Source organism: Micromonospora sp. NPDC005205 (assembly GCF_040608275.1).
Taxonomy (GTDB): Bacteria; Actinomycetota; Actinomycetes; order Mycobacteriales; family Micromonosporaceae; genus Micromonospora.
Map to the genome: position 1 here is coordinate 18,278 of NZ_JBEXHV010000010.1, position 24,283 is coordinate 42,560.

25 protein-coding genes are annotated in these 24,283 nt (G+C 70.0%); 12 read left to right on the forward strand and 13 right to left on the reverse strand.

Features of this window, described 5'->3' with window-relative positions:
• Positions 1-126 precede the first annotated feature (126 nt).
• Positions 127-1,131 carry a hypothetical protein gene (locus ABZU43_RS19115; protein ID WP_355007830.1) on the forward strand — a complete coding sequence of 335 codons (1,005 nt, stop codon included), beginning with the start codon at positions 127-129 and terminating at the stop codon, positions 1,129-1,131.
• A gap of 122 nt (positions 1,132-1,253) precedes the next feature.
• Here the strand turns inward: ABZU43_RS19115 and ABZU43_RS19120 are convergent, their stop codons facing one another.
• Both ABZU43_RS19120 and ABZU43_RS19125 read right to left on the reverse strand, forming a co-directional pair.
• Positions 1,254-2,138 (reverse strand): S41 family peptidase, encoded by an 885-nt coding sequence (locus ABZU43_RS19120; RefSeq protein WP_355007831.1) that lies wholly within the window; start codon positions 2,136-2,138, stop codon positions 1,254-1,256.
• 56 nt (positions 2,139-2,194) lie between these two features.
• On the reverse strand, positions 2,195-2,860 hold the full coding sequence (locus ABZU43_RS19125) for a TetR family transcriptional regulator (protein ID WP_355007832.1): 666 nt from the start codon (positions 2,858-2,860) through the stop codon (positions 2,195-2,197).
• A 100-nt stretch (positions 2,861-2,960) separates the two neighbouring features.
• Between ABZU43_RS19125 and ABZU43_RS19130 the strand changes: the two genes are divergently transcribed.
• Entirely contained in the window at positions 2,961-3,875 is a 915-nt protein-coding gene (locus ABZU43_RS19130) for an SDR family NAD(P)-dependent oxidoreductase (RefSeq protein WP_355007833.1), read from the forward strand.
• A 60-nt stretch (positions 3,876-3,935) separates the two neighbouring features.
• Positions 3,936-4,403 carry a DUF3592 domain-containing protein gene (locus ABZU43_RS19135; RefSeq protein WP_355007834.1) on the forward strand — a complete coding sequence of 156 codons (468 nt, stop codon included), beginning with the start codon at positions 3,936-3,938 and terminating at the stop codon, positions 4,401-4,403.
• An 11-nt stretch (positions 4,404-4,414) separates the two neighbouring features.
• On the opposite strand, the gene ABZU43_RS19140 is transcribed toward ABZU43_RS19135, so the two are convergent.
• From ABZU43_RS19140 to ABZU43_RS19160, 5 genes are all read right to left on the reverse strand, one after another.
• Entirely contained in the window at positions 4,415-5,044 is a 630-nt protein-coding gene (locus tag ABZU43_RS19140; protein ID WP_355007835.1) for a VOC family protein, read from the reverse strand.
• Between the two features lie 39 nt (positions 5,045-5,083).
• Positions 5,084-6,007: a class A beta-lactamase gene (gene bla, locus ABZU43_RS19145; protein WP_355007836.1), complete on the reverse strand. Its 924-nt coding sequence runs from the start codon at positions 6,005-6,007 to the stop codon at positions 5,084-5,086.
• A gap of 26 nt (positions 6,008-6,033) precedes the next feature.
• A complete protein-coding gene (gene rph, locus ABZU43_RS19150; protein ID WP_355007837.1) occupies positions 6,034-8,649 on the reverse strand; it encodes a rifamycin-inactivating phosphotransferase in 2,616 nt (871 codons plus the stop codon).
• 183 nt (positions 8,650-8,832) lie between these two features.
• The gene (locus ABZU43_RS19155) at positions 8,833-9,534 is read right to left on the reverse strand and encodes a DUF4396 domain-containing protein (protein ID WP_355007838.1); all 702 of its coding nucleotides are present in this window, start codon (positions 9,532-9,534) and stop codon (positions 8,833-8,835) included.
• Positions 9,535-9,645: 111 nt separating this feature from the next.
• Positions 9,646-10,182, reverse strand: coding sequence for a helix-turn-helix domain-containing protein (locus tag ABZU43_RS19160; protein ID WP_355007839.1), 537 nt, complete (start codon positions 10,180-10,182; stop codon positions 9,646-9,648).
• 67 nt (positions 10,183-10,249) lie between these two features.
• Between ABZU43_RS19160 and ABZU43_RS19165 the strand changes: the two genes are divergently transcribed.
• From ABZU43_RS19165 to ABZU43_RS19185, 5 genes are all read left to right on the forward strand, one after another.
• Positions 10,250-10,654 (forward strand): nuclear transport factor 2 family protein, encoded by a 405-nt coding sequence (locus tag ABZU43_RS19165; protein ID WP_355007840.1) that lies wholly within the window; start codon positions 10,250-10,252, stop codon positions 10,652-10,654.
• 33 nt (positions 10,655-10,687) lie between these two features.
• On the forward strand, positions 10,688-11,434 hold the full coding sequence (locus ABZU43_RS19170; protein WP_355007841.1) for an MBL fold metallo-hydrolase: 747 nt from the start codon (positions 10,688-10,690) through the stop codon (positions 11,432-11,434).
• A 67-nt stretch (positions 11,435-11,501) separates the two neighbouring features.
• On the forward strand, positions 11,502-12,029 hold the full coding sequence (locus tag ABZU43_RS19175; protein ID WP_355007842.1) for a pyridoxamine 5'-phosphate oxidase family protein: 528 nt from the start codon (positions 11,502-11,504) through the stop codon (positions 12,027-12,029).
• A gap of 68 nt (positions 12,030-12,097) precedes the next feature.
• The gene (locus tag ABZU43_RS19180; RefSeq protein ID WP_355007843.1) at positions 12,098-12,700 is read left to right on the forward strand and encodes a TMEM175 family protein; all 603 of its coding nucleotides are present in this window, start codon (positions 12,098-12,100) and stop codon (positions 12,698-12,700) included.
• A 14-nt stretch (positions 12,701-12,714) separates the two neighbouring features.
• Positions 12,715-13,158 carry a DUF5990 family protein gene (locus tag ABZU43_RS19185; protein ID WP_355007844.1) on the forward strand — a complete coding sequence of 148 codons (444 nt, stop codon included), beginning with the start codon at positions 12,715-12,717 and terminating at the stop codon, positions 13,156-13,158.
• A gap of 8 nt (positions 13,159-13,166) precedes the next feature.
• Here ABZU43_RS19185 and ABZU43_RS19190 read toward each other — a convergent pair whose 3' ends face one another.
• Together ABZU43_RS19190 and ABZU43_RS19195 are read right to left on the reverse strand one after the other, a co-directional pair.
• Positions 13,167-14,258: a winged helix DNA-binding domain-containing protein gene (locus ABZU43_RS19190; RefSeq protein ID WP_355007845.1), complete on the reverse strand. Its 1,092-nt coding sequence runs from the start codon at positions 14,256-14,258 to the stop codon at positions 13,167-13,169.
• A 9-nt stretch (positions 14,259-14,267) separates the two neighbouring features.
• On the reverse strand, positions 14,268-15,455 hold the full coding sequence (locus ABZU43_RS19195) for a DUF418 domain-containing protein (RefSeq protein WP_355007846.1): 1,188 nt from the start codon (positions 15,453-15,455) through the stop codon (positions 14,268-14,270).
• A 186-nt stretch (positions 15,456-15,641) separates the two neighbouring features.
• On the opposite strand from ABZU43_RS19195, the gene ABZU43_RS19200 reads away from it, so the two are divergent.
• Positions 15,642-16,301 carry a hypothetical protein gene (locus ABZU43_RS19200; RefSeq protein WP_355007847.1) on the forward strand — a complete coding sequence of 220 codons (660 nt, stop codon included), beginning with the start codon at positions 15,642-15,644 and terminating at the stop codon, positions 16,299-16,301.
• Positions 16,302-16,306: 5 nt separating this feature from the next.
• Here the strand turns inward: ABZU43_RS19200 and ABZU43_RS19205 are convergent, their stop codons facing one another.
• Complete coding sequence (locus ABZU43_RS19205) at positions 16,307-17,017, reverse strand: carbonic anhydrase (protein ID WP_355007848.1); 711 nt, start codon at positions 17,015-17,017, stop codon at positions 16,307-16,309.
• 172 nt (positions 17,018-17,189) lie between these two features.
• Between ABZU43_RS19205 and ABZU43_RS19210 the strand changes: the two genes are divergently transcribed.
• Positions 17,190-17,696 (forward strand): hypothetical protein, encoded by a 507-nt coding sequence (locus ABZU43_RS19210; protein WP_355007849.1) that lies wholly within the window; start codon positions 17,190-17,192, stop codon positions 17,694-17,696.
• Between the two features lie 82 nt (positions 17,697-17,778).
• Here ABZU43_RS19210 and ABZU43_RS19215 read toward each other — a convergent pair whose 3' ends face one another.
• Both ABZU43_RS19215 and ABZU43_RS19220 read right to left on the reverse strand, forming a co-directional pair.
• Complete coding sequence (locus ABZU43_RS19215) at positions 17,779-19,287, reverse strand: DUF1996 domain-containing protein (RefSeq protein ID WP_355007850.1); 1,509 nt, start codon at positions 19,285-19,287, stop codon at positions 17,779-17,781.
• Positions 19,288-19,535: 248 nt separating this feature from the next.
• Positions 19,536-20,546, reverse strand: coding sequence for a saccharopine dehydrogenase NADP-binding domain-containing protein (locus tag ABZU43_RS19220; protein WP_355007851.1), 1,011 nt, complete (start codon positions 20,544-20,546; stop codon positions 19,536-19,538).
• A 94-nt stretch (positions 20,547-20,640) separates the two neighbouring features.
• Here ABZU43_RS19220 and ABZU43_RS19225 point away from each other — a divergent pair, with 94 nt between their 5' ends.
• Positions 20,641-21,594: a helix-turn-helix domain-containing protein gene (locus ABZU43_RS19225; RefSeq protein ID WP_355007852.1), complete on the forward strand. Its 954-nt coding sequence runs from the start codon at positions 20,641-20,643 to the stop codon at positions 21,592-21,594.
• Between the two features lie 90 nt (positions 21,595-21,684).
• Positions 21,685-22,224 carry a hypothetical protein gene (locus ABZU43_RS19230; RefSeq protein WP_355007853.1) on the forward strand — a complete coding sequence of 180 codons (540 nt, stop codon included), beginning with the start codon at positions 21,685-21,687 and terminating at the stop codon, positions 22,222-22,224.
• On the opposite strand, the gene ABZU43_RS19235 is transcribed toward ABZU43_RS19230, so the two are convergent.
• Positions 22,217-24,274, reverse strand: coding sequence for a glycogen debranching N-terminal domain-containing protein (locus ABZU43_RS19235; protein ID WP_355008026.1), 2,058 nt, complete (start codon positions 24,272-24,274; stop codon positions 22,217-22,219). The genes ABZU43_RS19230 and ABZU43_RS19235 overlap by 8 nt on opposite strands.
• Positions 24,275-24,283: the final 9 nt, after the last annotated feature.

Below are 24,283 nucleotides of genomic sequence, written 5' to 3' on the forward strand. Positions count from 1 at the left end.
GCGCGCTGAGCGCCGCGATCCGGGACGGAAGTCCGACGTTGTGTGTTCGCTCGTTCACTCAGGGTCCAATCTGGAAGCCGGCTCGCCGTGGGGGCAGTCGGTTCACAGTGGACAGTGGAGGTTCGGATGCTGATCATCGCGGAGGAGAAGGACGCCTACCCACCGAACGGTCAGATCCCCAACCTGGAGACCGACGAGAAGGCGTGCGTCGACATCCTGACCAGGATCCAACCGCTCATGCCCGCCGACCTGCGCGATGAGGTGGTCGGTGCGTTGATCAACTGGTCGGAGAGCGCGCTGAAGCCCGATCAGAGCTTCGGTACGTGGGCCGAAGCCGTCACTGCCGCGACCGGCTACGCGCAGCGCGATGCCGCGCGTGCCACCGAGGGCAGTCAGCGGCGTCGTGACCAGGCCACTGACGGGGTCGACCTGGTGAAGCTCAACGCGGCGGTGGGAAGTACGGGCAAGACCGGCGACCCGCAGATCGCGTTGCGCGACGAGAGCCGCAGGTGGGCCAACTGCGGAATGGCGGCGTTCCAGATTCGCGAGCAGTTGCGCACCGCGGGCGGCAAGCCGGCCCGACTGTCGCACGATACCTATGGGGCTGGAGGCGGCGAAGCGCTCAAGAAGGCGCTCCTCGCCACGCCGGCCAGCGACGCTACCGTCCTGCTGCTCGACTGCCAGTTTCCGCAGGTGCACAACTTCATCATCGAGGTGCACCGCGACGGGTCGCGCTACCTGGCCCAGGGCTACCAGGGCACCTACTTCGCCCACTGGTGGCTCGGAATCAACAACAGCTACTCCGCCGAGGAGGTCCCGGCCGAGATTCTCGCCCTCCGGGAGCGGTACGGGTTGGGTCGGGCGATCAGCCCGGAGGACTACACGACCCTGCTCGACGGCCTGGTCGCGACCATCTCAACCGACTGGCAGGAGACCGCGAAACAGTGGCCGACGTTGCCGTTCAACCCTGACCGGCAGGAGATCGACGGGATCCGCCGCCGGTCCGGATCGCCGACCCTCCTCGTCGAGGTGTTCGAGCTGAGCGAGCCCGCCGTGGCTCGGAAGGCGCTCGGCGACACTGGCGTCGCGTCGCTCAGCGAGCTGGCCGTCCGAGGAATGGCGACTGCCTGACGAGGGTGGTCCCGGTCGGCGTGCTGCCGGCCGAGAATACGAGGCCGCGGCGGGCCCGGAAGGTCCCGCCGCGGCCGAACGGTGCTGCCTCCGGGCAGCCAGGTGAGGCCCGGTTGTCGTGTCTATGCGCTCATGATGGCCTTGAGCGCGGTGTCGAGTGCCTGGTCCGCCGGGACGAGAGCGTCGGGGACCACTCCGACGCCCTCCCAGTTGGTGCCGGTGACGCTGTTGATGGTGCGGGCGGTCGGCACGGTCACGAGGATGTGTTCGGTGACCGGGTGGCGGGCTGTGGGATGCGCGCCGCCGCGTGTCGTCTCACCGACGACGACGGCCCGGCCGTGCGCCTGAAGGGTGTACGCCACGTCCTCGCCCCCGGAGAACGTCGTCGCGCTGGTCAGCACGTACACCGGGCGGTCGGCGTAGCGCGGCGCGGGAAGGTGCGCGGTGGTCCAGAACTGGCGGGTCGCGCCGGTGGACCGCTCGTAGAAGTCGTTGAGGTGCACCTGGTCGTCGCGGAAGAAGTAGCTGCACCACATCGCGGCTCCCTCCGGTGTTCCGCCGGAGCAGGCGCGCAGGTCCAGGATGAGCGCGGAGCTGAGGGCGACCAGTTGCATGGCCGCGCCGATCGCGGCAGCGCCCTCGTCGGCGTACGCGATGCGCCGCACGTCGATGAACCCGACGTTGCCGTCCAGGTGCTCGACCCTGCGGATGCCCTGGTTCTCCGCCCTGAGCAGCGCGAGGAAGGCCGCCCGTCCGCCGTCCTCGTCCGCTGGGTCAAGCGACTGCGGCTGCTCCGACCACAACAGCCGCAGATGCTTGTCCGGGCACACCTGCTGAAGATGAGCGGTGACCGTCTCGCAGAGCGCCGGCCCGTCCAGGCCGTCGTACTCGCCCGCCGCGAGACGACGTCGGATCGCGGCGTCGATGTCAGCGACCTTCTCGGGAAAGACATAGCCCGCCCCGATCCGATCCAGGGCCTGTCCAATGATCTGTTCGTGTGAGAGCACGACGGGCCACGTTAGACCGCGAACAGCGTCAAGACCAGCGAGTTCCGCGCAGCGGCTCAGGAGCGCGGCAGCATGCCCACGAGCGACGTGATGATGGCGACCCGCAGGGCTGTCCGGAGGTCGACGTGGTGGACCGCGAGCGCCGGCTCGGACTCGTAGACGGCGAGCAGGCTCGGCGGCGGTGTGGTGTAGGCGGACAGTGCGCCACCCATGATCAGGGTGTGCAGGCAGAACAGCTTGGCGTTGTCGCCGGCCTCGGGCAGGTGCCGCCGGACGAGGCCGGCCATCACCGCCAGCTTGCCCAGTGCGGCCCGCTTGTGCCGGCGGGCCACCTCGACCGAGACGTTGTGTTCGAGCACCCCGCCCTGCGCGCCGAACAGATCGCAGAGCACCGTCTGGGCGGCGAGCGATCGGCTGAGCACGTCGGCCGTCTGCTCCACCCGTTCCATCGCCGGCCGGCTCAGGTCGACACCGTCGGCCAGCTCCTGCTCCAGCTCGGCCAGCCAGGTCGCCGTCCGGTCGTCCAGCAGGTCGAGCAGGATCGCCTCGCGAGACTCGAAATAGCGCAGCACCGCCGTCTTGGCCAGGCCGACCCGCCGGCTCAGCTCGTTCAGGGTCACCTCGGCCACCGGCATCTCGTCGAGCATCGCCGAGGTCGTCTCCAGAATGGCCCGGCGTCGGACCTCACGCTGCTCCTCGCTGCGCGCCCGCTGGAACGTCATGACACCAACCCTAGCTTAGGTACCGGCGGTCCCTTGACAGCGTACCGGCGGTACCTTACCGTTCAGACGTAAGTTACCGGCGGTACCTAAGGAGCCTGACATGAAGTGGACCGAGCAGCAGATTCTGCGCCAGGACGGCCGGGTGGCCGTGGTCACCGGCGCCAACACCGGGCTGGGCTTCGAGACCGCCCGGCGGCTCGCCGAGCGCGGGGCGTCGGTCGTGCTGGCCGTACGCGACACAGGCAAGGGCAAACTGGCCGCCGCCCGCATCAACGGCGACGTCTCCGTACGGGAACTGGACCTGACCTCGCTGGAATCGGTGCGAGATGCCGCGGCGGGCCTGCGCGCCACCCACCCGCGGATCGACCTGCTGATCAACAACGCCGGCGTGATGTACACCCCGAAGCAGAGCACCCGCGACGGCTTCGAGATGCAGTTCGGCACCAACCACCTGGGTCACTTTGCGCTCACCGGCCTGGTGCTCGACCTGCTGCTGCCCGTGCCCGGCTCGCGAGTGGTCACGGTCAGCAGCGTCGGCCACCGCATCCGCGCCGCCATCCACTTCGACGACCTGCAGTGGGAGCGTTCGTACAGCCGGGTCGGCGCCTACGGCCAGTCGAAGCTCGCCAACCTGATGTTCACCTACGAGTTGCAGCGCCGGCTCGCCGCGCACGGCACCACGGTCGCGGTGGCCGCACACCCCGGCGTCTCCAACACCGAGCTGATGCGCAACTCCCCGCCGCTCGTCCGCGGACCGATCACCTGGCTCGCTCCGGCGATCACCCAGTCCCCGTCGGCCGGCGCGCTGCCCATCCTGCGGGCCGCCACCGACCCGTCAGTCCTCGGCGGGCAGTACTACGGCCCCGACGGCCTCGGCGAGGCGCGCGGTTACCCGAGGCTTGTCACTTCCAGCCCCGACTCCTACGACGTGAGCGTGCAGCAACGCCTCTGGGATGTCTCGGAGGACCTCACCGGCGTGCGATTCCCGCTGGGCCGGGCAGCCGTCGCGGCGTGACAGTGCCAAGCGTTGCGCCTACCCGGCAACCCTTTGCAGGCCACGAATATCCTCTCGGCCATGGCTGAATACCGCAACATCACCGGTGTCTCGGCGCTGCGGGCCGCACTGACGGCAGTCCTGTGCGGGATCCTGCTGACCGGTATCGGCGTCACCATCATCTGGAATGGTCGAGGTTGGCCGGGGGAGGTCTACGACACCGCCACGCTGATCAGCTCATCCGAGACGCCGTTGGGCGCGAAGCGCCAGGGGACGCACTACGACTTCCAGTACGCCGTACCCGGTGGACGGCAGGTCGTCCTCAGCGAGATGGTCACCCGCAGCGGCTCCGTCAATCGTGACGGTGACTCCGTCACGGTCCTCTACTCGCCGGATGCCCCGGAGGATGGCCGGCTGTGGGTGTCCCGAGACGGGGCGGAGTTCCTGCCCGCGCTCGGCGGGACAGCGCTCGCGTTCGCCGGGCTGTGGGGCGTCATCCACGAGCTTCTCCAACGGCGCCGCCGACGGCAGGTGACCGCCCGCGCGTAGTTCGGGCCGCCTCAGTCGCGGCCGACCCAGGTAGCGACGCACGCCTCGTTGCCTTCGGCGTCGGCCAGGACCCACCACATGGGCGCGTGCGCGTCGGACACCAGGCGGCCGCCGGCGGCCAGGGCAGCGGCGATGCGAGCCTCCGCCTGATCGTGCGGGACAGCTATGTCGAGGTGCATGCGGTTGCGATGTGGACGCGCCTCGGCCATGTGCTGCAACCCGAAGCCCGGGCCGCGACGTAACGGATCGAACAGGTATTCGTCGCCGATCTGGCGGTAGCCGAGCAGCGCCCGCCAGAACGGCAGAACGTCCGCGCTGGCGAGTGCGTCGAGGGTGATGTTGACGAGTTGGACGGCGGTTGGATCGGCGTGAATGTCCAGTTCCTTGGCTGCGGCCGAGATCCGCCGCGCCAACGCGATGTCGCGCCGAGCCAGGCTCACTGTCACGCCGGTGGCGCGCAGGTCGACGCTGAGGTACTGCTGCTGGGTTTCGTCGGTGAGCCGGCCGATCTCGTCGACGAGCGCGATGCCCTCGGCCAGTGAGCCGGTCGGGAAGTGGGCCGAGACCAGGTGGTAGAGGGAGCGCCAGTCCTCGACCCCGTCGGCCGCGTGGAAATGCGCGGCAGTGATCTGCGCAGTCATGTCGGCGAACCTAACATCGGCGGTGTTGCCTCCTGGCGTTCACAGCTGGGCGACGACCACCCGGGTGGCCCGGGCGATGAGCGCGTCGTCGGGGGTGGCGTCCTTCGTGTCGCGACTGGACAGCACCGCCAGCACGATCGGGGCCCGGTCGGGCGGCCAGATCACCGCTATGTCGTTGCGGGTGCCGTACCCGCCGGTCCCGGTCTTGTCCCCGACCACCCAGCCGGCCGGCACCCCGGCGCGGACCAGCGCCGTGCCGGTGGTGTTGCCCCGCAACCAGCCGCGCAGCACGTCGCGGTCCGCCGGTTCCAAAGCAACCCCCACTGTGTACGCCCGCAGGTCGCCGGCCAGGGCCCGCGCGGTGCTGGTGTCCCGCTCGTCGCCAGGTGTTCCCTCGTTCAGCGCGGTCTCGTAGCGGGCCGCCTCGGTGACCGTGTCGCCGAGCGCGCGCAGCTTCGCCTCGAACCCCGCCGGCCCGCCGAGGTGGCGCAGCAGCAGGTTGCCGGCGGTGTTGTCGCTGTAGCGCACGGCGGCGTCGGCCAGAGCGCGCAGGCTCATGCCCTCGCCGACGTGCTTCTCGGTGACAGGGGAGTGCGCCACCAGGTCCCGCGCCGGATACCGCACCACCCGGTCCAGTTGGGCGTCGGTGGTGCCGTCGAGCACCTGGGCGGCAGCGAGGGCCTTCCACGTCGAGGCGTACGCGAACCGCTCGTCGGCGCGGTACTCAACGGTGCGACCGGTGCCCGTGTCGACGGCGTAGATCCCCAGCCGCGCCCCGAACTGCTCCTCCAGCCGACGGAACTCCTGATCGGCGGCCGGCGACGGTGCGAGGGTCACCTCCGGGCTCGGCGTCGTCCGTGCCCCGGTGGAGTCGCGGTTGCCGCCGCCGCTGCACCCCGCCAGCGACACCACTGTCACCGCCGTGGCCACCACTGTGGCCAGACGCCGGGCCGGGAACGCCATGTCACTCCTCCTGCGGGTGCCGTCGGTCAGGGCAGGATCTCGACGTACCCGTCACTGCCGTGCACGCGGATCCGCTGCCCGTCGCGAATCAGCCGGGTGGCGTCGAGCACGCTGACGACAGCCGGCAGGCCATACTCCCTCGCGATCACCGCGCCGTGCGTCATCAACCCGCCGACCTCCGTGACCAGGCCGGCGATGCCGACGAACAGCGGCGTCCAGCTCGGGTCCGTGTGGGCCGTGACGAGGATGTCACCCGCTTCGAGGTCGGCCTGCGCCATGTCCAGGATGACGCGGGCACGTCCCTCGACAGTCCCGGCGGACACCGGCACACCGGCCAGGGCGCCGGCCGGCAGGTCGTCGCGTCGGTACGCGCCGGTGATGACCTCGCCGTCGGAGGTCAGCACCCGGGGCGGGGTGAGCGCCTGGTGCGCCCGGAACTCGTCGCGACGCTGCCGGATCAGCGCGGCGTCCACCCGGTGTGTGCGGACCACCTCGTGGAACTCCTGGAACGTGAGGTAGAAGACGTCCTCCTGCTCGGCGAGCACCCCGGCGTGCACCAGCCGCTCGGCCTCTGCCAGCAGTGCCTGCTTGTACAGGAAGTAGCGGCTGACGATGTCGTACTTCGGGTACTCCCGATAGCCGATGAAGGCCCGCACCCGGTCGATCATCCGCGCGGTCTCGTCGGCCTTCTGCTGCCCGTCCGGCAGCGTCCGCAGGCGCGTCAACACCTCTTGTGCCTGCTGCCGCGCCCGCTGTTGGCCCTGCTCGAAGCGCCGCCGGGCCGCGCCCGGCTCGAAGAGCCTGACGTTGTCGAGGAGTACGGGCACGAGCGTGGCGGGGCGTTCGCTCCACCGTGGCCTGGTGATGTCGATCTCGCCGACGCAGCGCATTCCGTACCGATCGAGGTACGCCTCGATGGCGGCGCGCGCCTCGGCCCCGCCCGTGACCTTCGGCAGATCGTCGAGGAAGTCGTCATGCGCGACGTCCTGAAGGAACGCCACCACCTCCGGATACGGACGGATCACGTCGGCGACGTCGAGCAGCGCCAGCCCCATCTCCGACGTGACGTTGCCGGGGGCGGAGAGGGTGAGGGTGTCCGCGGCGTTCTTCTCGCCCAGCCACTCGTGCAGCCGGTCGTTGAGCCACCAGGTGGCCTCCATGCCCGCCATGATCGCCTGCATGTTCAACGGATCACTGAGGACCCGCTTGTGCTCCTGGAACGCCTCATGCAGGAAGTCGAACAGCGCCGTACCGGTCACCGTCGCGATGTCGCGTCGCAGGGCGGCGATGGACACCTCGCTGCGCTCGATCAGCTCGGTCACGATCGCCGGGTCGGCCTCGCCCGAGGTGGACGGGCCGCCGGTCGTCGGCCCACCCGGACCGGCCTGGTCCGGCAGAGTCGGAACGAAGTCCCGGCGGTCGAGCAGGGTCTCCAACGCGTCGCGCATCAGCGGATCGTCGCGCCCCGCCATCTTGAGGAAGCCGGCGCGGCTGGTGGGGGAGGCCAACAGCCGGGTGGCGTCGACGAACAACCTCCCGCCGGCCGCCAACATCCGGGCCATGGCGGTCAGCTGCCACATGGAGAGGCCCAACGGCCGCATGGCGTCGGTCATCATCTGCTGGTGACCGACCGAGAGGTAGACGTGGTTCTCCTGGTCGTCGACCGCCGGGACGGGGAACAGCGTCGTGATCGGCCGGCTCTGCACGATCTGGAAGTCGTCGTCGACCAGGCACCATTCGATGTCCTGCGGGCGGCCGAAGTGCGCCTCGATCCGTCGCCCGAGCCGCACCAGCCGCAGCGCCTGAGCCTGCGTCAGCGCCGGCAGCTCCTGCCGCTGCGGGTCGATCGCCACTTCCCGCGTCCCGCCGCCGGGCAGCGCGGTGACGGCACGCTCCTTCGCGGCGACCGTGCTGGCGACCACCTCACCGTCGCGCACAGTGAAGACGTCCGGGTTCACCAGACCGGACACCAGGGCCTCGCCGAGGCCGAAGCTGGCGTCGACTGTCGCGACCTTCCGGTCGCCCGTCACCGGGTCCGCCGTGAACAGGATGCCGGAGGCATCCGGAAGAACCATCCGCTGTACGACGACAGCCATCTGGACGGTGCGGTGGTCGATGCCGTTGCGCAGGCGGTAGATGACGGCCCGCTCGGTGAACAGTGACGCCCAGCACCGGCTGACGTGCCGCAGAACCGCCTCCGGCCCCACCACGTTCAGGTAGGTGTCCTGCTGGCCGGCGAAGGACGCGGTGGGCGTGTCCTCCGCCGTCGCGCTGGACCGTACGGCGTAGGCGGCCTGCTCGCCGAACCGGGCGAGCGCGCCGGTGATCGCGGCGGCCAGGTCGCCCGGAAACGGTGTCTCCTCGACGCTGCGGCGGATCTCCGCGCTGAGCGTGCTGATCGCCTCCCGGTCGTCCGGGCTCAACCGCGACAGCTGATCGAGCCGATCGTCGATCGACGGCGTCTGCGCCATGACCTTCCGGAAGGCCGCCGTCGTCACGCAGAACCCCGCCGGCACCCGGATACCGTCGATCCGGTACAGCGCGCCCAGGTGCGCGGCCTTGCCGCCGACCACCGACACCTGCGTCTCGTCGACCTCTCGAAGATCCAACAGTGGTGCCCGGTCGCCGCGGTCCCCGTCCATCGACAACACACCCACGTCGCGCCCCCGTTACCTCGTTTGTGCTGGTCCGGCCGCCGATTCTGCGCCACGACCGGGGTCTTGCCGCAAGCCCCCAGGTGCGGTATACGTTAGAAGTGGCAGGGAGAGTGATCTCCTTGCCGTTGGTTCTTGGCGGGGCGGCCGCGCGGGCGATCAGGCCCCCGCTCAGTCGTAGGGAAGTCGGCGCTGCTCGATCTTCAGCCCTCGGCCGAGCTGCCAGGAGGCGGTGGGCCAGGCCGCTATGAATCCAGCTATCAGCCCGAGCTGACCGGCGAACCAGAACGTGGCGCTGTCGGGTCTCAGGGGTGGCTCCGGCAGGACCACCCGATGGGCGAGCGTCAGCCACGCGAACAGCGCCACCTCGAACACGGTGATGGTCAGCAGCTCGATCCTGCCGACCTTCGACAGCGCGTGCCAGACCTTTCCGAGGCTGCGACCCGGCCCGGCGAAGTACCGGAAGAGCACGGCGATCGTCACCGCCATCAGGTAGTCGCCGGCGTAGTCGACCCACAGCGGGTCCTCGGCCGGGTCGAATCTCACGGCGTACAGGGCGATCTCGGCGACGATGAACCCGAGAGCGCAGTGCGCGCCGCAGCGGGACACGTGGGTCACGACGATGCCCCGACGGGGCCGTCGCGGTTGCCCCTCCTGCCGCCGTCGAGAGAACGCCTCGGGCCTGCCCCAGTTCCAGTAGAGGCGGACGGCGGCCGGGCCGATGTAGAGGACGGTCACCAGCCAGACGATCTCCATGACCCGGACCGGCTGACGGTGCCCGCGCAGATAGGTGTCGGCCAGCACGACCGCGAAGCTGACGACGCCGACCGCGAGCGAAGCCCAGGAGAGCGCCACGAGCCAGGTTGATTGCATCCCCGCCCCTTCCGCCAGCCGGGCGAGTCTTTCATGTCGTACTCGTCCGGATTGGCGGTTCGGGCGTTCCCGGCCCTTGTGCCGGAGCGGTGCTGGCCCCGTCTGCTGCGGTCAGTCGCGCTCCAGGCCGGCGAAGACGACCGTGAGCGTTCGGGCTTGCAACTTCTGGTCCCACCCACCATGCAGAGCGCCCTGGCACAGGCTGCTGAGGAGCGCCATCGTCTCGGGTAGCCGTACCGAGTCGGCGACGGCTCCGGCGGCTCGCGCCTGCTCCAGCAGCCTGCCCACCGCCTCCTCCAGGTGACTCACCGCGTCGGGAAGCCGGATGTCCACCCCGGACCCGGCGAGCAGGTCGACGACGGTCTTCTTCGCGGCGGCCTGCGCCACCAGGTGGGTGAAGAACGTGAAGAGGTCATGTTTTCCGGCTTCCTCGACGAGTTGCGCGAGCAGTCGCTTCATGATCGCGGCGAGCAGGTCGTCCTTGGTGGGAAAGTGCCGAAAGACCGTACCGATGGCAACGCCGGCCCTGCGGGCCACCTCCTCGGTGGACGCACGGGTACCGAACTCGGCGAAGATCGCCTCGGCGGCGTCGAGGATGCGCGCCCGGTTGCGCTGCGCGTCGGCACGCAGCGGCGACCCCTCTATCAAAGTGAGTCTCCACTCATTATTCTCGTACGGATAAGTCGAGTCATGACTCATTATCCAGGAGGACGACGTGACACCAAGCGAGATCTTCGACAGCATGCGCGCCCGGTGGCTCGCGAACCTGCCCACCTACGAGGCCGACTCGCTCGCCGACGACGTGGTGCTCGAGACGCCGTTTGCCGCACCCGGCCGCCCTACCCGTATCGAAGGGAAGCAGCAGGTCCTTGAACACACGCAGGCCGGCAGGGCGATGTTCCCGGTCCGGTTCGACGACTGTCGCAACGTGCTCCTGCACGAGACCGCTGATCCCGAGGTGATCGTGGTCGAATACGAACTGGTCGGCACCCACACGGTGACCGGGCTGACCGCCTCAGCGCCATTCATCGGGGTGCTGCGGACCCGGGGCGGCAAACTGGCCCACTGGCGCGAGTACCAGCACACCCTCGCCATCGCTCAGGCCGTCGGTCAGGGATAGAAGAGGCATCTCCGCGCTGGCACACTCTCGGTCATGGTCGACTGGTACACGCGGGCCGAAACGGACGGCGACGTCGTCCGGGTCTCGGAACCGCACGTCAACGAACTGCTGTCGGCGAACTTCTGGTGGTTGCGGGGCAACGATCGGGACATCGTGATCGACGCCGGGCTCGGTGTCGTCGCTCTGCGGGAGGCGATTCCGAGCCTGTTCGAGCGTGATCCGATGGTCGTGCTCACCCACGCGCACCTGGATCACGTCGGTGGGGCGTCGGAGTTCGGGGACCGGGCCGCCCACCCGGCCGAGGCGGGGATCCTGGCAGCGGGCGTACCGGCGAGCCTGTACGGGGTGGAACTCTTCGACAAGCTGGGCATCGCCGGTGCCGGAGAAGACATCCCGGATCTCATGATCGATGTTCTGCCCGATCCCGATTACGACCCTGCTGCCTACCGCGTCGCACCGATGACCCTGCACCGTCTGCTCGACGACGGCGACCGCATCGACCTGGGCGGGCGGGTGCTGACAGTGCTGCACCTTCCCGGCCACACGCCCGGAAGCATCGCACTGCTGGAGGAACACACCGGGACGCTGTACTCGGGCGACATCATCTACGAGGGCGCCCTGATCGACAATCTGCCGAACTCCGACGTGGCCGCGTACCGCCGAAGCATGCAGGTCCTCGTCGACCTCGACGTGTCCCTCGTCCATCCCGGCCACGGGGACAGCTTCGACCGCACGCGCCTTCGCCAGTTGGCCGAGACCTACCTGCGCAGAACGGCGTAGGGCGCGACCTGCCGATCTCGAGGGCGGGTCACGCGGTTAGGGTGCTCGCCATGATCGAGGACGTCGTATGCCGTTGACGAATCCCTGGCTGTCGGAGCCCACACCAGCCAAGCGGCTCGATCGTGAACGGCTTGAGGAGCGCCTGCTCAACCTGTTGTCGTCGCAGAACATGTGCGTGCTCGCGACCGCAGGGCCGGACGGTCCGTTGGCCACCCCGGTGCGGTACTACCCGCTCGGCTTCGCGGTGCTCTTCACCGCCGCGCCACGGTCTCCGAAGATCCGCAATATCGCCGCCGACCCGCGCGTGTCCATCGGCATCTTCGCGCCGCTGGTCGGGTTGGCCAGCAGCCGCGGCGCCCAACTGTTCGGGACGGCCAGGGTGCTTGCACCGCAGCATCCGGACCGCGCGCACTACTGGGAAGCGGTTCGGTGGGAGAACGAGCACGCCGAGCAGGGGCGGGCGCTGTCCGAGCCACCCGAGAACACACTCGTGGTCGTCGAGGCGGAGCGGATCGTCTACACCGAGCACTGGCTGCGACGTGAAGGTTTTGCGCCACGCCAGTTCTGGCGTCGCTCCGTCAATGACGGAAGCTGATTTATTGCATAATTCGCTACGTGCCTCCCAAAAGGGAAACTTTACGGCTCACCCGTAGTCCGGGCCGGTTGCTGGCTTTCAGCGACGGTGTCTTCGCGATCGCCGTGACGCTCCTCGTGCTGGAGATCCAACCGCCCGACGACTTCGAGCGCCTTGTTCAGGGGCTCGGTGCGCTGTGGCCGTCGTACCTGGCCTACGCGTTGAGCTTCCTGCTCATCGGGCAGGTGTGGGTGAATCACCACGTCATGTTCGACCGTGTCCGGCACGTCGACCGAGGGGTCCTGTTCCTCAACACGTTGCTCCTTATGGTCATCGCGTTCCTGCCGTTCTCCACGTCACTGCTCGCCGACGCGTTGCGCGCGGAGCAGGGGCTGCGCGCGTCGGTCGTCGTCTACGGCGGCACACTGTGGACGGCGGCGGCTCTCTTCAACATCGTGTGGGCGCACCTTCGGCGGGCCGGACTGCTGGACCCCGGCCTCGGTCCCATCGGTGCGCGGGCCATCGGTCGCCGGTTCGCGCTCGCGCTGGTCTGGATCGGCTCCGGCATCCTCGTCGGCGCGTTCGTGCCGATCGCCGGCGTCGCCATCATCGCTGGGTTCCTGCCCGCCTACTACCTGCCCATCCGCGGCGAGTACGGCGAGGACGACACCGCTGGGCAACCGGCCGACTAACTAGAGTCGGTGCCATGCGGATCAGGATCGACGGCAGCGATCTCCCAGGTCAGCGTCCCGGTGCGGAGGCCGACGCGCTGCGGCGGGGCAACGTACACGTCGGGGTTCAGCGCAAGGCCGAGGTGGTCCATCAGGTCCCGGCCGACGCGGCCAGCGCCACCTGGTCCTTCGAGGTGTCCAGCCGTGAGGTCGACGGTGTGCTCGACGTCGGTGGCCCCTGGGTGCACGGCCGCCCCGGGGCGCGGTTTCTCTATCTGAGCTGGGGTGCGGTGACCCCTGACGGCTTCGCCATGTTCCGACGAGCGAAGTTGATGTTCACCGACGTGCCGACCGAGCTGCTGCGCGCCGCCCATGAGGGCAACGGGACGCTGGTCGGCCGGGTCGGGTTGACCGATGCCGCCGGTGAGCCCGTCTGCGCTCGGGTGCACCCGCCCGCGATCTCGTGGACGGTGGAGTGAGTAGCCGTCTAGCTGCCGAAGTCGACGCCGCTGAGGGAGACGGAGCGGTACGCCGCGAGGCGTTCGGCCTGCACGGTGATGGCCTTACGTGTGGCGTCCGACAACCGCTGCCACGGCTGGACGGCGACGGTGAACGTCCTGCCGGACTTGCGGGGCCGCCAGGTGCCCACCAGCTCGCCGTCGACCAGGACGGCGCCGGGGCGACCCAACACCGGCCACAGCTCCTTGGCGTGGGTGGCGTCCGGCACCAGCGTTGCCCGGTCCTTGGCCTGGAGGAACAGGTCGAACGGGCCGAGCAGTCGGGTGACAGTGCCGTCGGCGGACGCCAGCGCCTCCTCGTCGGCGGCCAGCAGTGAGCGCACCTCGCGGTCGACCGTCACCTCGATCACGTCGTCGGGCCAGTGCGCCTTCACGTCCTTCACGGGGGAGTCAAGGTAGTCGGCGACCTGTTTCGGGGTGGCCGGGCCGAGCAGGCGAAGATAGGCGCGGATGAGGTCGAAGCGGTCACCAGCGGTGCCTGCCTTCCTGAAGCCGGTGATGCGCCGCAGGACCGGTGGTGAGGTGTCGAGCTGCAGCTCCACTCCGGCCCGCACGGCGGCGAGCCGGAACGGCATCTCGTAGAGGTGCGTGGCGTCGCAGGGCCGGCAGAACCGCAGATAGGGCTCGGGCAGCATGGTGGCCAGGCGGCCGGAGACGTCCCCCTTGACGGTGGGCGTGCTGACGATGGCACGCATCCGGTCGGCGATCTCGTCCAGGGCCTCGAGGGTGTCGATGCCGGCGGCCTTCAACGGTTTCGCGGCGTCGTAGATGCGCTTGCCCGCGTCGGCCTCGGAGAAGGGTTCGACCGCCGCCGCCACCTTGGCAACGTCGGCCCGGCGGTAGAGGTGGGGAGCGCCCCGCACCGTCCACAGCAGGACCAGGTCGGTGTCGGACAGCGCGGTCACGTCGACCCCGCGTACCGCCAGTGCCCACCGTGCGCCGTCCGGACCGGTGTTCTGCACCCCGAGGTCCAGGACGGCGGTGTCGGCGATTGTGCCCTCGTCGCGGTCGAGCTGCTGGGCCCGGACCCGGAAGCTCATCACCTGGTGCCGATCGACCATGTCAGCACCCTAGTTGGGGCGGCGCGCCCGGTGGGTCCAGGCGCGCAGCGCCCATTCGACGGGGCCGTACCGGAACCGCCGTAGCCACCACGCACTGACCACCAGTTGCCCCGCGAAGATCACCAGTGCGATCAGCAGTGTCTGTGCCGGCGAGGTGCGGCCGACCAGGCCCCACCCGAGGCCGGTGAAGACGAGCACGCACACCAGCGACTGGGCCAGGTAGTTGGTCAGGGCCATCCGCCCGGCGGGCGCGAACGCGTCCGCGAGGCGCGGCCGCCGCGTGAACAGTCGCAGCAGGGTCGCGGCGTAGGCGGCGGCCAGGAACGGCGCGGTGACGATGCTGACCATCAGTCCGGTCAGGTTCGCGGTGGAACCACCGACCGCGAACACGGCGGCGCCGGCCAGGCCGATGGGGTACCCCACCTTCTCGCACCGGCGCAGCAGGTCCTCGTGGGCGGGCAGGGTGGCGAGGAGCCGCTGCTTGCCGGCGGCGAGACCGACCAGGAACGCCGCGAACGCCAGCGGCCCCTGCACGGCGAGGCCGCCGATCATCGCTGGCATCGACCGAAGATGCTCCAGGACGACATCGTCCAAGCCGCCGCCCAGAGCCAGCGTGGAACGCGCGCCGGCGCCGAGCGCGGCGGCCTCGTCCGGAACCAGTGTGGCGCCGAGGACCGCGGCGACCCCGACCACCACGGCGATGCCGCCGATGATGGTCGCCGCCGCGATCAGCGCGGTGCGGGGCTCGATCCGCCGGACCGCGAGGAGCACGAGACCGAGCAGCGCGTACGTGGTGAGGATGTCGCCGTGGAACAGCAGCACCGCGTGCAGTACGCCGAGAACGAACAACCCCGAGAGCCGGCGCAGGAACGCCGGGCGGAACGCCGCTCCGCGTCGAGCCGCGGAGTCGAGTTGCAGGGTGAAGCTGTAACCGAACAGGAAGGCGAACAGCAGGTAGGCCTTCATCGCGAAGAACAGCTCCACCGCGCCGGCGATCAGCACGTCCACCGCGCCGTGCGTCGGGTCCTCGACCAGGTGGAAGTCGTAGCCGGAGCTGAAGAACGCGATGTTCACCAGCAGGATGAGCAGCAGCGCGCAGCCGCGCAGTGCGTCCACGACGGTGATGCGGGCGCGGGTGTCCCCGGGCGAGGGCTGTGGGTGGCCGTCGCCCGGTGGGTCGAGCCTAGTCACATTCATGGTGTCCAGCCTCCGGAGCGCGGCCCGCTGCCGGGAAGTGCTTTCGTCACACGCACCGTTGTGACGAAAGGGCGCCATTCCTACGGCGGGGGAGACGAGTCCCTCCGCGCGGCGATCCGCTCGCCGCGCCGTTCGGCGACGGTGATCTCGGATGTGCCAACGCCCGCCGCTGATGGAGACGACGCCGTGACTCGAACACCGCACACGAATGCCATGCCCGCCCCGCCACCACCGCCGTCCTGGGCCCGCCGAGCCGGGCACGTGGCGTGGATGGCCCCCGTACTGGGCTTCATCCCGCTGCACGTGCCATGGATCCTCGGCATCCCGGTGTTCGCCCATCCCGGTCCGTTCCGCGAGTGGTACCACGGTCGTGGGCCCGGCGTGGGGGACCATCCGGTCGACGGCTTTCTGGGCCTGCCGCCCGGCGCGTTCTACCTGGGCCTGCTGTGCGTCCTCGCCGGGCTCGGCGGCGTACTGGCGCTGGGGCTCATCAAGGACTGGGGCGTGGTCTTCCCCCGGTGGGTGCCATGGCTGCGCGGACGTCGGGTGCCACAGTGGTTGCCGCTGACGCCAACGGTGCTGGGATCCGCCCTGATGATCGGCTACTCGGCGACCCTGCCCTGGCAGTTCGCGGCGGACCTGAGGGAGCCCGGCACGGAGGACATCTTCACCCCGACCGGCGTCCTGATCGGTCTCCCGCTCCTGTTGGCCTGGACGATCGCGTTGCCACTGGCCGGATGGTCCTACTACCGCCGTACCCGTCGGCCGCGACGCGACCGGCGGCGCTGGTCGGCGGCAGTGGATGACCGACCAGCGTCGCTGTCCGGGTGGCCCAGGATCGGGTGACGGTTTCAGGCGACCAGGGAAACCCGCCCGTTGTCCAGGTCGTAGCGGGCGCCCACCACCCGCAGCGCGCCCTCGTGCACCTTCTCCGCGATGATGGTGCTGCGTGCGCTGAGCGCCTCCACCTGGGCGGCGATGTTGGCGCGCACCCCGTTCTCCACGGGGTCGCCGGGCTGGTTCAGTACCGGCTCGACGATCGGGCGCAGGGCGTCCACGATGGTCCCGATGTGCCCGGGCGCCGTACCGCCGGTGTGGATGGCGTCGATGGTGGCGGTGATCGCGCCGCAGCGTTCGTGGCCGAGGACGACGACCAGCAGGCTGCCGAACTCCTCCACGGCGAACTCGACGCTGCCGAGCAGCAGGTCGTCGACGATGTTGCCGGCCACCCGGTTGTCGAACAGGTCACCCAGCCCTTGGTCGAAGAGCACCTCGGGGGCCACCCGGGAGTCCGCGCAGCCGACCGTGATGGCGAACGGGTGCTGGCCGGCGGCGAGCCGGTGCAGGTCGGACAGGCTCTGGTGCGGGTGCCGGCCGTGACCGGAGGTGAACCGCCGGTTGCCGGCCTGTAGCCGACGCAGCGCCTCCGTTGGCGTGTCGATCGGGCTTTCGGCTGGCGCGGCGGAGGCGGCGGACGGGCTGGCTGCGGCCGCGCCGAGGGCCACAGCGGCGGCGCCACCGGCGGTCAGCAGCGAACGACGGGACAGGTGCGAACGTGCCACGATCATCTCCCTGAGGTGAGGCAACTCGCCTCTTCCTACCAGCTCCCGTCCACATTGGTGGTTACCGTGCGGTGGCCAGTGGGCGACGGTGACATCGCCGCTGACAGCACGCGAAGTGGCCGATCGCCGAGCGAATTGATCAACGTTTGGACTTCGGATATCGTCCGCGTCCGTGAAATCTTCCCGTCTTGCCTCCGCCATGTTGATCCTTGCCGTTTCGACGACCCTCGCCGCCTGTGGCGACGCCGACAAGGCGACGACCGCCGGATCCACCACGCCCGCTGCCACCACCGCAGCCCCGTCCGCAGTGGCCACCTCCGCTGCCGCCACGCCGGCCTCGTCGCCTGCGGCGGGCGCCGCGAGCGACAAGGAGCTTTGCGAGTCGGCGAAGAAGGTCAGCGACGAGATGAAGGCCGAGCTGGTCAAGGTCGCCACGACCGGCGAGGCGTCGGCGGCGGATTACCAGAAGATCCTGAACGACCTGGACAAGAAGATCGCCGCGGTCGCCTCGACCGGCGACGGCAAGGTGGCCACTGCCCTGCGGGCGTTCGGCGCGGAGGCGGCCAAGGCCGCGGCTGCGGCGGACCCGGCGACCGCCGCCGACAACCCGGCCTTCGAGAAGGCCGGCAAGGACATCTCTGCCGCGTGCAAGGCGGCGGGATTCACGCTGGTCATCTGACCCTCGTGTCCCGGTCCCACCGGGTGCGGTGACGGACGGCCCCCACGCCGCAGCGTGGGGGCCGTCGCATCGCAGGCGGTGGTCAGCCGCCGGCGAACGTCGTGTCGACGCCGCACTTGGCGTTCTGGTTGAGGCAGGACTTCACCAGGTCGCCGAGACGCTCCGGTTCCCAGGCGTTCATGAAGTCGCCGTGCATGGATGACGGCTTGCCGGAGGAGAGGCTGAGGCCGTCACCCCCCAGCGACTCATAGTTGACCATGAAGGAGAGATCCGGAACGGCCACCGGGTACTTGCCGGTGCAGACGCCGTTCACCGGGTCGCCCATGTGCGACTTGTGATCGGGTGAGTCGATGTTCTTGCCGTCCCAGCAGTCCTTGAAGACGAGCTGGAAGATCAGGTTGCCGCCGGGGGCGCACTTCGGCCAGTTGCCGTCGGCGCTGCGGCCGATCTCCGCGCTACCCGCGCACCAGAACTGGTTACTACCGGCGTTCTTCGGGGTGTCCACCTGCCGCTTGGCGTCACCTTCGACCACCCTCAGACCCGGCGGGAAGGGCTTGACGGTCGACGGGTCCTTGACCCGCGAGCCGTAGTAGATGCGCATGCTCTTGATCGGCACCGCCTTGCCGTCCTTGCGCAGCTCCGGGGTCCAGTAGGCGCTCTTGTCACCGGGGGCGTTACAGGTGTTCGCCGCGTCGAACAGCGTCTCCGTCGTGGTGAAGGCGTCGATCTTCGGGCCGAAGAAGGTGTGCATGTGCGAGGCGCCAGCGAGACCAGGCAGGACGATCGGATCGTCCGGGGCCGAGTTCGCGACGCCGCAGTCGGTGTGGAATTCCGGCACCCGGGTGGTGCCCGGCGGCACCGCCTTCGGCTTCATGGCGTTGAAGGCCGCCAGTTCCCTGCTCCACTGTGCCTGGTCGACGGGCACCCAGCCGCCGGCCGGCGGGCTCGGCGGGACGGACGTCGACGGGGACGCGGACGCGGTGGAACTCGGCGTGGCCGAAGGGGCGGCCGATGTGCTCGGCGTGGCCGACGCGCTGGGAGACGTGCCCCTCGCGGGACCGAACGTGAACCAGTTCAGGTTCACGAAGTCCGACGGCGAGGCGCTCTTCATGACCGCGAAGACGGTCTGCGCGCCGGACGGCACGGCTGACGCCTTCGCGGTGACGGTCGTCCACTTCTGCCAACCACCGGTCTGGGCGATCGGGAAGCCGGCCAGCAGTGGACCGTCCTGCGCGCCGAGGCGCAACTCGACGGTGCCGCCGGCGGCGTTGTGGGAGGCGACCCGGGCGGTCAGGTCGGCGCCCGTCACCGACACATTGTCGAAGCGCAGCCAGTCGCCGCTGGCCAGCCAGCCAACGTTACGGCCGCCGTCGGCGTCGCCGGTGCCCTCGGTCTGCGCCCCGGACTGTGCCGCGAAGGCCTCTGCCTGCACCCGGCCGGGCACGGCGACCTCTTCGGCCTGAGCGCCGGCGATGTAGATGCCGCTGCCGGCCAGCGCGGCGGCAACCGCGGAGGCGAGCGTGATGCGAGTAAGGCGACGACGCTTTCGCGCCCGATCCGGCGGTGCGACGTGCGCGGGGGGAGTCCGCATTACCAGTGGTTTCCTTCGAGTCGACGGTGAAGCTCTGTCGGAACGAGTATGTGCACGTCAGAGGCCTGCATCAACTCGCGGGAAAAGAATTAAGGAGGCCGGTCGACAAGCGCCCTGGCAGCCGGCGCGACGGCTCCGGATGACAATTTTTCGCTCGTCCAGCCTTAAGTTTCCTTTAAGTCCTGCCGCCCGGTTACGGTGCGACGATTACGAATTTTCAGTAACGAATTGTCGGCGAATTCTCGGTCTCAGTCGCTGACCGGTTCGACGCGGATGGCCGGCGACAGCGCGCGCAGGAAGTCGGGCGCGTCGAACATCTCGCCGGCGGAGGCGACGCCGCTGGTCCTCGTCCGACCATCGAGCACGCGCCCGACCGCTTCCACGGCCAGTGGTGCGCTGACGGCGTAGATGTCCCGGCCGCTGGCCACGACACGGCGGCGCTCGTCGCCGCGACGCACTATGACGTCGACAGTGAACGTCTGCGCGGACCGGCCCCGCCCGTCGACCGCGACCGGTGCCGCCGCGGCGGTGAGGTCGCTGGCGGCGTCGACGGTCATGTAGGTGCGGACCTCGGGGATGACCAGGTGACGGGGGATGGTGACGACGTCGGCCATGCTGAACTCCCCGAGGACGCTGCGGCGACCCAGCGGCGCGGGGAAGTCCCAGTCCACCCTCGGCAGGTCCCCGCCGGACTGGTACTCCAACCGGCCGCCGGTGTAGCGGACCCGACGGCCGGCGCGGCGCTCGCGGGACACGACGCCCGCGGCGACCGTCCCGGCCGTCGGGTGCCAGCTACTCAGTCCGTACGCGACATGCGCCTCGTCGGCCGACGTCCAGTCGCCCATCGCCGTCGTCGCCAGCAGGTCACCGAGCCCGCCGAAGAAGGCCATCGCCGGGACCACCGCGACACCGGCGGCCCGGGCGCGCTCGGTGAAGTGGGTGAACGTGTCGAGGTTGGCTTCGATCTCGGCCGCCACGTCCACGTACGGGATCCCGGCGCGCAGCGCGGCCTCGATCACACCGGCGGCGGTCGACGCGAACGGACCCGCGCAGTTGATGACCGCGTCCACACCGGCCAGCGCCGCGTCGAGCGAGGCCGGATCGTCGGCCGACGCCACCCGGTAGCCGGGCCCGAACGCCGCCAGCCGGCGCGGGTCACGGCCCACCGGCAGCGCGCCGAACCCGCGCTCACGCAACTCCGCCATCACGAACCGTCCGGTGTGCCCGTACGCCCCGAACACCGCCACGCTGTAACCCATCGCTGCCCCCTTGGAAGATCGTCTGGGCCCAGCCTCCCGCAGCGTCCGGCGACCGACCAGTGTCGGGAACGCCATCCCTCGTACAGTTTCGGACATGGCCCTTGTCGCGATCGCCGCCACCGACGGGATGCTCCACTTCGAGCTGGCCCTTGCCTGCGAGGTCTTCGCCCACGACCCCTCCGGCCTGGCCGATCCCTGGTACGACGTGGCGATCTGCGGTCCCGGCCCGGTCCGGGTCGGCCGCTTCCTGCTGGCACCCGACGACGGGTTGGACCGCCTCGCCCGCGCCGACACCGTGATCATCCCGTCGGTCGAGGACGTCGACGGGGACGTACCCCCCGACCTGCTCGACGCGGTCCGCGCGGCCCACCTGGCGGGCGCCCGGATGGTCTCGCTGTGCACCGGCGCGTTCGTGCTGGCCGCCGCCGGGGTGCTCGACGGGCAGCGGGCCACCACCCACTGGGCCCACACCCAGGCGCTGGCCGCCCGCTATCCCCGGGTCCGCGTCGACCCGGACGTGCTCTACGTCGACAACGGCACCGTGCTCGCCTCCGCCGGCAAGGCCGCCGGGATCGACCTGTGCCTGCACCTGATCCGCCGCGACCACGGCTCGACGGTCGCCAACGCCGTCGCCCGCCGCCTGGTCGTGCCACCGCACCGCGCCGGTGGTCAGGCCCAGTACGTCACCACCCCGGTGCCCGCCCGTGACGACCACCCACTGGCCACCCTGTTTCCCTGGGCCCTGGCCCGCCTGGACCGGCCGCTGACCGTCGAGGACCTGGCTCGGCAGGCGAACATGAGCTCACGCAACCTGGCCCGCCACTTCCGTTCGGCCACCGGCACCACCCCACTGCTGTGGCTGTCGACGCAGCGCGTCCGCCGTGCCCAGGAGCTGCTGGAGAACACCGACGACAGCATCGACGCCGTCGCCGAGGCGGCCGGCATGGGCACCGCCGCGACACTGCGTCGACACTTCCACCGCACCGTCGGCGTGCCCCCGGACGCGTACCGGCGTACCTTCCGGGCCACCAGGTCCACCGTCGGCTGAATCCTGACCGGGGGTACGCGGGAAGGCGTCGCTCGCCGACGTCGGGCAGAATGCCAAGCTCCTGCTCTGCCGGTGCTCGGGGGGGATCCGATGGGCTACAACTTCGAGTACGCCGATCTGCCCGAGCCCGCCGCGATCGCGCGCGCCCAGGCTGAAGAGTGCATGGAGCTGAACGGTTCGTGCGGCAACTGGCCACAGTGCTACAACGAGTACTCGTCGCTCGCGGCCGCCTACCAGTTCGCGCTCAACATCGCCGGCATGGCGTTCTGTCGGGAGCGCATGCGGTCCGCCGGCATGACCTACCAGGCGACCCCACATCCCTTTCCGGACTGGCCGTTCGACAGTGTCGACGACTGGCGCACCAGCGACGAGCGCCGACGAACGGCCTACCGGGAGGCCGAACGGGCGGCATCCGCGCAGACCAGCCCCGGCAGGGTGGGGATCCCCGAGTTCAAGCTGACGAGCAACGGTCCCTGGGTGGTGGGCAGGACCGAGATCGAACAGGCGTTGGTCCTCTACGAGGCGTCGCCGACCACCCCGCGCGCCGAGTGGGAGACCGACGCGCTGTGGGTGGGCTGGCTCGGCTGGCTGCGCGAGACACGCGCCCACGGCGGCTTCACCGTCAACTGACCGGGCCGCCACCGCTGTCCGGGCGTTGCCGGGCGAACGCGTCGCGCTTGCCCCACCGGCCGGGGATGTCCAGCAGCGCGATCCGCCCGAACGCCGACGGCAGCGCCGGGTCCACGGCCAGGTGGTCGTCGTGCGGGTTGATCCCGAGCATGGTGCGGATCAGCAGCATGCAGGCCCCACTGGACCACGCCTGCGGGCTGCCCGCGGTCGGATACCGGATCGGAAACCGGGTGGTGTCCCGGTCGAACCCGCCGAACGCCTCGGGCAGACGACCCTCGAAGTAGGTGGCGGCGGAGAGGATGCCCTCGGCGATGCGGGCCGCCTCGTTGCCGAACCCGTAACGGCGCAGACCCCAGGCGATGAACGAGTTGTCGAACGGCCAGACCGTGCCGTTGTGGTAGCCGAGCGGGTTGTAGCGGCGTTGCCCCTCGGCGAACGTCCGCACCCCCCACCCGGAGAAGAGGGCCGGACCCATCAGGTGCTCGACCACCCGGGCAGCCCGCTCCGGTGGCACGATGCCGCTCCACAACAGGTGACCGATGTTGGACGACAGCCCGTCCACGGGAGTGCCGTCGTGGTCGAGCGCGAGGGCGTAGAAGCCGCGGTCCTCAAGCCAGAAGTCCCGGTTGAACCGGTCGTACAGGGCCGCCGCCTCGCTCTCCAGCCGCTCGGCGTAGGCAGTGTCGCCCCAGAAGGTGCGGGCCAGTCGTGCCCCCCGGATCTTCGCGTCGTAGGCGTACCCCTGGGTTTCGCAGGTGGCCCTCGGGAAGCCCGGCAGCCGGCCGTCGGCATAGGAGATGCTGTCCCAGGAGTCCTTCCAGCACTGGTTGTCCAGGCCGGTGACGCGGTTGCGTCGCTGGTACCAGACGTAGCCGGTGGAGGTGAGGTCCGCGTACCGATCGATCCAGGCCAGGGCCGCGCGGGCTTCCTGCTCCAACTCCATCACCAGCGCCGTGTCGCCGCTCCACCGCTCGTACTCGTCGAGCAGCACCACGAACAGCGGTGTGGCGTCCACAGTGCCGTAGTAGGGCGAGTGCGGCTGTTCCTCGAACGCGGCCGACTCCCCGTAGCGCAGCTCGTGCAGGATCCGGCCCGGGTCCTCCTCCAACACGTCGTCGGTCCGGACGCCCTGCAGCGACGCGAGGATGCGCAGCGTCGGTGGGGTCAGCGCCGGGGTGACGGGCAGGGTCTGCAGGCAGGTCAGCAGGCTGTCGCGGCCGAACAGGGTCATGAACCAGGGCAACCCGGCCGCGGGTACGCTCGCGCCGCTGAGCGAGAGCGGGGCGAAGCGCACCGCCGCCAGGTCCACCAGGCTGCGGTGGTAGACCTGCTGGAGGCCGACGCTGTCGGTGTCCAGGGTCGGGGCCGCCGCGACCCAGGACCGCACGCTCGCAGGCAGGGTGGATTCGTCCGGCCGTTGGGCGCGCAGGGCGGCGCGCAGGTCGACGCCGTCCGGACGCAACGCCAGCATGACGGCCTGCAACTGGGTCGACCACTGCTGCTCGGGGCGCAGCCGGACCGTGAACCGGAGGCCGCCCGGGTCGAACTCCGCGGGCTCACTCGCCGACACGACGACCTCACGGCGGTAGGTGCCGCGCCGGTAGCCCAGGCGCAACTCGTCCGGGCCGACGTGCGTGTAGTACGCGCCGCTCTTGGCGCCGGTGTCGAACTTGATCTCGAAGATGTCGGCGAAGTCGGCGGCCACCTCCAGACGTACGTCGAGCGTCATGTCCTGCTCGCCGTAATTGAAGATCGTCAGCGATTCGGTGAGGTCCGGGCCGATGCGCCTGCGCCGAATGGCCGACACGTCGGCCTCCACGTAGTCCACCGCCGCGCCCGGCACCGCGAAGAACGTGACCTCGAAGTACTGACTGTCGTCGACCGACAGCGCTGTCAAGCACTCGCCGTTGACGGTGAGCCTCCAGCGGGACAGGAAGCGTGTGTCGGCGGCGAAGAGGCCGACCGGGGTGCTCGGGGACGACTGCACGTCGCCGCTGGCGTCGGACACCATGAAGGTGTTGCCGTCGATGCACGCCACCGTGCCCGCGATGTCCCTCAT